Source organism: Streptomyces sp. ADMS (assembly GCF_033441795.1).
In the GTDB taxonomy this organism is placed as follows: Bacteria; Actinomycetota; Actinomycetes; order Streptomycetales; family Streptomycetaceae; genus Streptomyces.
Window position 1 is genome coordinate 1 of sequence record NZ_JAVFVX010000193.1, and the last position, 7,892, is coordinate 7,892.

Below are 7,892 nucleotides of genomic sequence, written 5' to 3' on the forward strand. Positions count from 1 at the left end.
CGGTGGCCTGGTGCTCCCAGGTGATGATGCCGTCCTTGACGTACACCATCCACGAACACGACCCGGTGCAGTTCACGCCATGGGTGGAGCGCACCACCTTGTCGTGAGCCCACCGGTCCCGGTAGAAGCTCTCCCACTTCGGGTCGCCTTCACCGAACACGGCGCGCCCGTCGGCCGACACCTCACGACGGGTCAACAGTCTGCGGGCCGCCAGCGGCCAGCTCTCACCTGTGGGCGACGCCTGGCGCCGTGCGTTCTGATGGTTCTCCATGGCTGGGAACGCTAGAAGCCGCAGGCCATGGTGCACCTGGGGCTGGCGGTCCCTGCCGGACGACCTTCCGGCCCCATCTGGCCGGTTGCAATAGGGACCTTTGGTCCCCGTGCTGGGTCCGGTCAGCGGGGGAGTTCGGCTGTGCCCGGAGTGCATGCTGGGCACTGATCGAACCGCAGATGCCCATCTGTACGACCGCATTCCGTGCCTGCCTGGCAGCCGACTCCCCCGTCCCCGGCTGCCGCAGGCACAGCGCGTACGGCGCGTGGCGCCCGGTTCGGCCGAGCGTCCGGCCGCTCACCGCGGCCGGACGCGGCATTCGCCCCGAGAGTCGGCACCCTGAATGCCGGCCCCACCCGCATCGGCCGGCCGCGCCGGCCCGACCCGCTGGAGACACGACCATGAGCGTGCTCACCCTCGCCTCGGACCCCCAGGACGCCACAGCCCTTGAAGGCGCGGAGGCGCACCACGCTCGCCTGGCCGGGGAACTGGCCACGCGTGAAGATGCTGCTCACGCCGTGGACCGCCGTGAGCCGAGCGCCGCTGAGAAGATCCACGCCGGCTCGTGGCCTTCTGCGACCGCTCGCTGCTGCCGCACGCCGCAGCCGAGGAAGCCGCGCTCTACCCCGTCGCGCACGGCATGCCCGAGGCCCGCCTGCTCATCGAGAGCCTCATCAGCTGGCCCTGCTGTGGACGCCCCAGGACCGGCGGGAGGCGACCGCCCACTGCCGGACCGCCCCAGCTGCCCAGTCCGCAATCTGAAGCTGCGGCGCTGCAGTGCTGTCGGAGAACGCGACGCTGGTGACGGGCAGGCGCTCCATCATGTGTCCCGGCTGTGCAGGGTCGGGGAGCCAGTGCAGGTACTGGAGGAAGACGGAGTTATGGGCGACTGCGGCCTGCCCTCGGTCGCCTGGCCCGCTACGGCCGGACGCACGGCTCCTTCTTCTGCGTCGGCGCCCGGTCCTATCAGGTGCGCGGCGTTCCAGCTGCCACCACCCCCACCGGCCCGGCGGGGGTGGTGGCCCGCGCAGATCGAGGACCGTCGCCCGGCCCGCTCTGCTGCGCCTCACGGATTGCCGCGCGCCCCGTTGAGCTCCCGGCCCGTGACCATCTCGGATTCGATCCGTACGAACACGGCGTCTTTCAGGGGCATCCAAGACGTGGGGCCGTCCTGGGACAGCCGCTCGTGCTCGGCGGGGTCGGTCACCACGGTGGCCCGGCCCGTGACGACCACGCTCCAGCCGGACCGGGATACCGCGTCGAACTCGTCCCCTTCGAAGGCGACCACGACGCCGTCGATGGCGTGTACGAGGTCCGAGTCCGGCGAGGTGCACAGCAGGACGAGGCGTCCGTGTCCAGGGAGGAGTTGATGGGGAGCACCGCGGGCAGTGCCTGCCTGGTGTAGACCACGCGGCCGACCGGCACCTTGGCGAGCAGCCGCATGCACTCCTGCCGGTCGAGTGAGCGAAAGGCGTCGTTCTGGGACATCAGTCCATCGTCCCCGCGGGAGCCGCTCGGGCAAGGCGGTCCAGGGGGCTGTTTGGAGGGACGGCCGGGTCCGAACCCGGGGACCGTCTGTCCGTCGGTAGGGACTGATGGCCCATGCCACCGGTGCTTCCTGATGCGAACAGTGGTGACGTGACGCCGTTCTGCAGGCAGGGGGCTGCGGTGCGCGTGCGATCCCGGTGGCGCAGTACCACCATGAAGTGGAAAGGGGACGGACAACATGGTCCAGCCGTTGGAGTCGAAGAGCGGCAGCTCACCGTCAGCTGGGTCGGTGTCCGGCCGGGCGTGGCTGATGCTGGCCCTGGCCACGGTCGGTTTCGCCGTGAACTTCTGGGCCTGGGCGCTGCTCAGCCCCCTCGGCCCCCGGTTCAAGGACGGCCTCGACCTGTCGTCGTTCGAGCAGTCGCTGCTGGTGGCGGTGCCGGTCGTGGTCGGCTCACTGGGCCGGATACCGGTCGGCGCGCTGACTGACAGGTTCGGCGGACGGGTCATGTTCCCGGTGGTGTCGGCGGCCACCGTCGTGCCGGTGCTCTACCTGGGCCTGGCCGGGCACTCGTCCCTCGCCGCCCTGCTCATCGGCGGTTTCTTCCTCGGCATCGGCGGCACCGCCTTTGCCGTCGGTGTGCCGCTCGTCAACGCCTGGTTCCCGCCCGGGCGGCGCGGTCTTGCCATCGGCGTCTTCGGCGCCGGCATGGGCGGCACCGCCATCAGCGCCCTGACCACCGTGAAGCTGGTCGACGCGAACAGCATGGTGACACCGTTCCTGATCACCGCCGCGGTCCTGGCCATGTATGCCGTGGCTGCCGCGCTGTTGCTGCGCGACGCCCCCGGCCGCACCGTACCGACCGAGCCGTTGGCCCGTCGACTGGCCGCCACCGTCCGGATGCCCATCACCTGGCAGGCATCCGCGCTGTACGCGGTCGCGTTCGGCGGCTATGTCGCCTTCTCGGTCTACCTGCCCACCTACCTCAAGACCGGCTACGGCCTCACCCAGGCGGACGCGGCGAACCGCATGGCCGGATTCGTGCTCCTCGCGGTGGCGATGCGCCCGATGGGTGGCTGGTTGTCCGACCGGATGGGCCCGGTCCGGGTGCTGGCCGGCTCGATGGCCGTGGTCGTGGCCGGTGCGGTCGTGCAGTCGTTCACCCCGGCCCTGGCGCCGGTGGGCACCATCGCCTTCCTGGCCATGGCCGCCGCGCTCGGCGCGGCCAGCGGGGCGACCTTCGCCCTGCTGGCCCTGCTGACCCCGGCCAACCAGGTCGGCTCGGTGACCGGAGTGGTCGGTGCCGCGGGCGGACTGGGCGGGTTCCTGCCGCCGCTGGTCATGGGCTCGCTGTACGGGGCGTACGAGTCGTACGCGATCGGTCTCGTCCTGCTCGCGATCGTGGCCGCCGGGGCGCTGGCCTTCACCCTCACCGCCGTCCGCGCCGCATCCGAAGGCGGTGGGCGGAAGCCGCGCACCGGCGGTCGGCGCGAGCACCGCACCGCCGGTACCACCGCGTAAGGGTGAGCGGTTCAGACCGACAGGAACGAAGGAAGGGAGAAGACCGGTGTGCGAGTACTGCGGCTGCCAGTCGCTGGCGTCGATCGACGAGCTGACCCGTGAGCACGACGAGGTTGTCCGCCTGATCAGCCACGTCCGCCCCGTCCGCCAGGACGGTGACGTGGACCGGATGGCTCAGATCGCCCGTGAGATCACCACCGTGCTCGACCCGCACACGCAGGTCGAGGAGCACGGGCTGTTCCCCGCGATGGCCGGGGACTTCCCCGAGCAGATCGCGGTCCTGGAGGCCGAGCACCGCCGCATCGGGGCGGTGCTGGCCGAGGCCGCCGACGGCGCGACGTCCGAGGACCCGAACTGGCCGGACCGGCTCATCGAGGCGATGGCCCTGCTGCGCGATCACATCCTCAAGGAGCAGGACGGGGTCTTCCCGGCCGCGCTCGCCAACCTCAGCACCGAGGAGTGGGAAGCGGTCGAGGGGGTGCGCGCGCAGGCAGGCGGCGCCCTGTCCCGGCCGGCTGCCTGACCGGGCCGTGTTCCCGCCCCGTTGGGAGCACACCAAGCAGATACCGTACCCCCGCTCGGAACGAGCGGGGGTACGGCGTTTGCAGGCGCAGGTATGGCCTGGCGAAGCCCGGGTAACCCGCCCCTGCACGCAACGATCTTTGCCAAGCCACGTGTTGGTCGTGGTGTGGCTGTTGACCTTCGGGGGGACGGCGGTCGTAGAGTCGTGTGCGGCCGGAACCGATCACAATTCGAACGGGCCCGTGGTGCCCGGGGCGGAGTGGCACGGTGAGCACGGAGACCAGCCGGGAACAGACGCAGGCGGCCATGGACGGCGAATTGGCGGAGGCGCTGGTGCGCAGCCGCCGGTTCTTCACCAGGGCGGAGGTCTCCGACGACCTGCGCACCCTGCACCGAAAGGGCGGCCGGCAGGCGGACGACTTCTACCGGGACCGCTGGTCGCACGACAAGGTGGTGCGCTCCACCCACGGGGTGAACTGCACCGGCTCGTGCTCGTGGAAGGTGTACGTCAAGGACGGCATCATCACCTGGGAGGCCCAGCAGACCGACTACCCCTCGGTCGGCCCCGACCGCCCCGAGTACGAGCCGCGCGGCTGCCCGCGCGGCGCCGCCTTCTCCTGGTACACCTACTCGCCCACCCGGGTGCGCTACCCGTACGTGCGCGGCGTGCTGCTGCAGATGTACCGAGAGGCCAAGGCCCGCCTCGGCGACCCGGTGGCCGCCTGGGCGGACATCGTCTCCGACCCGGAACGTGCCCGCCGCTACAAGCGGGCTCGCGGCAAGGGCGGGCTGGTGCGGGCGAGCTGGGACGAGGCGGTCGAGATGATCGCCGCCGCCCACGTGCACACGATCAAGGAGTATGGCCCGGACCGGCTGGCCGGCTTCTCGCCGATCCCGGCGATGTCGATGGTCTCGCACGCCGCCGGAGCCCGCTTCTACTCGCTGCTCGGCGGCGCGATGCTCTCGTTCTACGACTGGTACGCCGACCTGCCGGTCGCCTCCCCCCAGGTCTTCGGCGACCAGACCGACGTACCGGAGTCCGGGGACTGGTGGGACGCCGGCTATCTGATCATGTGGGGCTCCAATCTGCCGGTGACCCGCACGCCCGACGCGCACTGGATGGCAGAGGCCCGTTACCGCGGCCAGAAGGTCGTCGCCGTCTCTCCGGACTACGCGGACAACGTGAAGTTCGCCGACGAGTGGCTGGCGGCCCAGCCCGGTACCGACGGGGCCCTCGCCATGGCGATGGGGCACGTGATCCTCAAGGAATTCTTTGTCGACCGGGCCACGCCGCACTTCACCGACTACGTCAAGCGCTACACCGACCTGCCCTTCCTGGTCGCCCTGGAAGAGAGCGAGGACGAGCCGGGCACCTTCACACCGGGCAAGTTCCTCACCGCCGCGGATCTCGGTGGCGAACACGCCGGGGCCGAGCACGCCGAGTTCCGGACCGTCCTGCTGGACGCGAACACACGGCAGCCGGTGGTGCCGAACGGCACGCTCGGCGACCGATACGGCGAGTCCGGCGTCGGCAAGTGGAACCTTGACCTCGGCGACACCCAGCCTCTGCTGTCCACCGAGGGCGGCGACGAGGCGCCGGTCGCCGTCGACCTGCCGCGCTTCGACGCCCCCGACGGCAGCGCGGCGAGACTGCGGCGCGGCGTACCGGTTCAGCGGGTCGCCGGGCACCTCGTGACCACGGTGTACGACCTCCTGCTCGCCCAGTACGGGGTCGCTCGCGACGGCCTGCCCGGCCGGTGGCCGTCCTCGTACGAGGACGCGGAGGAGCCGTACACGCCTGCCTGGCAGGCGGCGATCACCGGAGTGGACGCCGGGAAGGCGGCTCGGATCGCGCGGGAGTTCGCCGCCAACGCCGAGGAGTCCGGCGGCCGTTCGATGATCATCATGGGGGCGGGGACCAACCACTGGTTCCACTCCGACACCATCTACCGGGCTTTTCTGACCCTGACCACACTGACCGGCTGCCAGGGCGTCAACGGCGGCGGCTGGGCCCACTACGTCGGCCAGGAGAAGGTCCGTCCGATCACCGGCTACTCGGCGATCGCGACCGCAGCCGACTGGAACCGGCCGGCCCGGCTGATGATCCAGACCGCGTACTGGTACCTGCACAGCGACCAGTTCCGCTACGACCCGTTCTCCGCCGACACCCTCGCGGCGGCCGGCGCGGGCGGCCCGTTCGCCGGGAAGACCACCGCGGACGTCATCGCCCAGTCCGCGCGGATGGGCTGGATGCCGTCGTACCCGACCTTCGACCGCAACCCCCTCGACCTCGCCGACGAGGCCGACACCGCGGGCCGCCCGGTCGCCGAGCACATCGTGGACGAGCTGAAGGCCGGGCGGCTGCGGTTTGCCGGCGAGGACCCGGACGCACCCGAGAACTTCCCCAGGGTGCTGACCATCTGGCGTGCCAACCTGCTGGGCTCCTCGGCCAAAGGCAATGAGTACTTCCTCAAGCATCTGCTCGGCACCGACCACGCGGTCCGGGCCGCCGAGGCGCCGCCGGAGGCCCGCCCGCGGGAGGTGGTGTGGCGGGAGGAGGCCCCGGAGGGCAAGCTCGACCTGCTGCTGACCCTGGACTTCCGGATGACCAGCACGACCGTCTTCTCCGACGTCGTCCTGCCTGCTGCCACCTGGTACGAGAAACACGACCTGTCCAGCACCGACATGCACCCCTTCGTGCACGCCTTCAACCCGGCCATCGCCCCGCCCTGGCAGACCCGCACCGACTGGGACGCCTTCCACACCCTCGCGAAAGAATTCAGCCGCCAGGCCGCCGATCACCTGGGCGTCCGCAAGGACGTGGTCGCCGCCGCACTGCAGCACGACACCCCGGACGAGATGGCCAACCCGCACGGCCGGGTACTCGACTGGAAGGCGGGGGAGTGCGAGCCGGTCCCCGGCCGCACCATGCCGAAGCTGGTGACGGTGGAACGCGACTACGCGGCCGTCGCCGACAAGATGGGCGCCCTCGGCCCGCTACTTGACACCCTGGGCGCGACCACCAAGGGCGTCACCTTCAAGGTCGACCGCGAGCTGGAGTACCTGCGGCACAAGAACGGCACGGTGCGCGGCGGCGCGGCCGACGGGAGGCCCTCGATCGCCCGCGACACGCACGCCTGCGAGGCGATCCTCGCCCTGTCCGGCACCACCAACGGCCACCTCGCCACGCAGGGCTTCCACACCCTCGAAGCCCGCACCGGCACGCGGCTCGCGGACCTGGCCGCAGAGCACGAGGGCAAGCAGATCACCTTCGCCGACACCCAGGCCGCCCCCGTGCCGGTCATCACCTCCCCGGAGTGGTCCGGGTCGGAGACCGGAGGGCGCCGCTACTCCCCGTTCACCATCAACGTCGAGCGCCTCAAGCCCTGGCACACCCTCACCGGCCGCCAGCACTTCTACCTCGACCACGACTGGATCACCGCACTCGGCGAACAACTGCCCGTCTACCGGCCTCCGCTGAACATGCACGCGCTCTTCGACGAGCCCCGCATCGGCGAGACGGGCGAGCTCGGCGTGACCGTGCGCTACCTGACCCCGCACAACAAGTGGTCCATCCACTCCGAGTACCAGGACAACCTGTTCATGCTCTCCCTGTCGAGGGGCGGGCCGACGATCTGGATGAGCACGCAGGACGCGGCCAAGGTCGGGGTGAAGGACAACGACTGGGTGGAGGCGGTCAACCGCAACGGTGTGGTCGCCGCCCGCGCGGTCGTCTCGCACCGCATGCCCGAGGGCACGGTCTACATGCACCACGCCCAGGACCGCCTGATCGACGTGCCCCGCACCGAGACCACCGGCCGGCGCGGCGGCATCCACAACTCCCTCACCCGCCTGCTGATCAAACCCAGCCACCTCATCGGCGGCTACGCCCAGCTCTCCTACGCATTCAACTACCTCGGCCCGACCGGCAACCAGCGCGACGAGGTCACCGTCATCCGCCGCCGCACGAACCAGGAGGTGACGTACTGATGCCCCCTGGCGAAGCCACCATCGGACGCGTGATGGCCCAGATGGCGATGGTGATGAACCTCGACAAGTGCATCGGCTGCCACACCTGCTCGGTCACCT

General features: G+C 70.7%; 4 protein-coding genes and 1 pseudogene. 3 read left to right on the top strand and 2 right to left on the bottom strand.

Annotation, left to right across the window (positions count from 1 at the left end):
- Both RB628_RS38545 and RB628_RS38550 read right to left on the bottom strand, forming a co-directional pair.
- On the bottom strand, nt 1–271 hold a 271-nt coding region (locus RB628_RS38545), incomplete at its 3' end, for a hypothetical protein (RefSeq protein ID WP_318325311.1).
- Nucleotides 272–1,337: 1,066 nt separating this feature from the next.
- Nucleotides 1,338–1,759: pseudogene (locus tag RB628_RS38550) on the bottom strand (pyridoxamine 5'-phosphate oxidase family protein).
- Between the two features lie 238 nt (nt 1,760–1,997).
- Here RB628_RS38550 and RB628_RS38555 point away from each other — a divergent pair.
- From RB628_RS38555 to RB628_RS38565, 3 genes are all read left to right on the top strand, one after another.
- Complete coding sequence (locus tag RB628_RS38555; RefSeq protein ID WP_412180794.1) at nt 1,998–3,281, top strand: MFS transporter; 1,284 nt, start codon at nt 1,998–2,000, stop codon at nt 3,279–3,281.
- 46 nt (nt 3,282–3,327) lie between these two features.
- Complete coding sequence (locus tag RB628_RS38560) at nt 3,328–3,804, top strand: hemerythrin domain-containing protein (RefSeq protein ID WP_318325312.1); 477 nt, start codon at nt 3,328–3,330, stop codon at nt 3,802–3,804.
- A gap of 305 nt (nt 3,805–4,109) precedes the next feature.
- Complete coding sequence (locus tag RB628_RS38565) at nt 4,110–7,793, top strand: nitrate reductase subunit alpha (RefSeq protein ID WP_318325314.1); 3,684 nt, start codon at nt 4,110–4,112, stop codon at nt 7,791–7,793.
- The last annotated feature ends 99 nt before the right edge of the window (nt 7,794–7,892 follow it).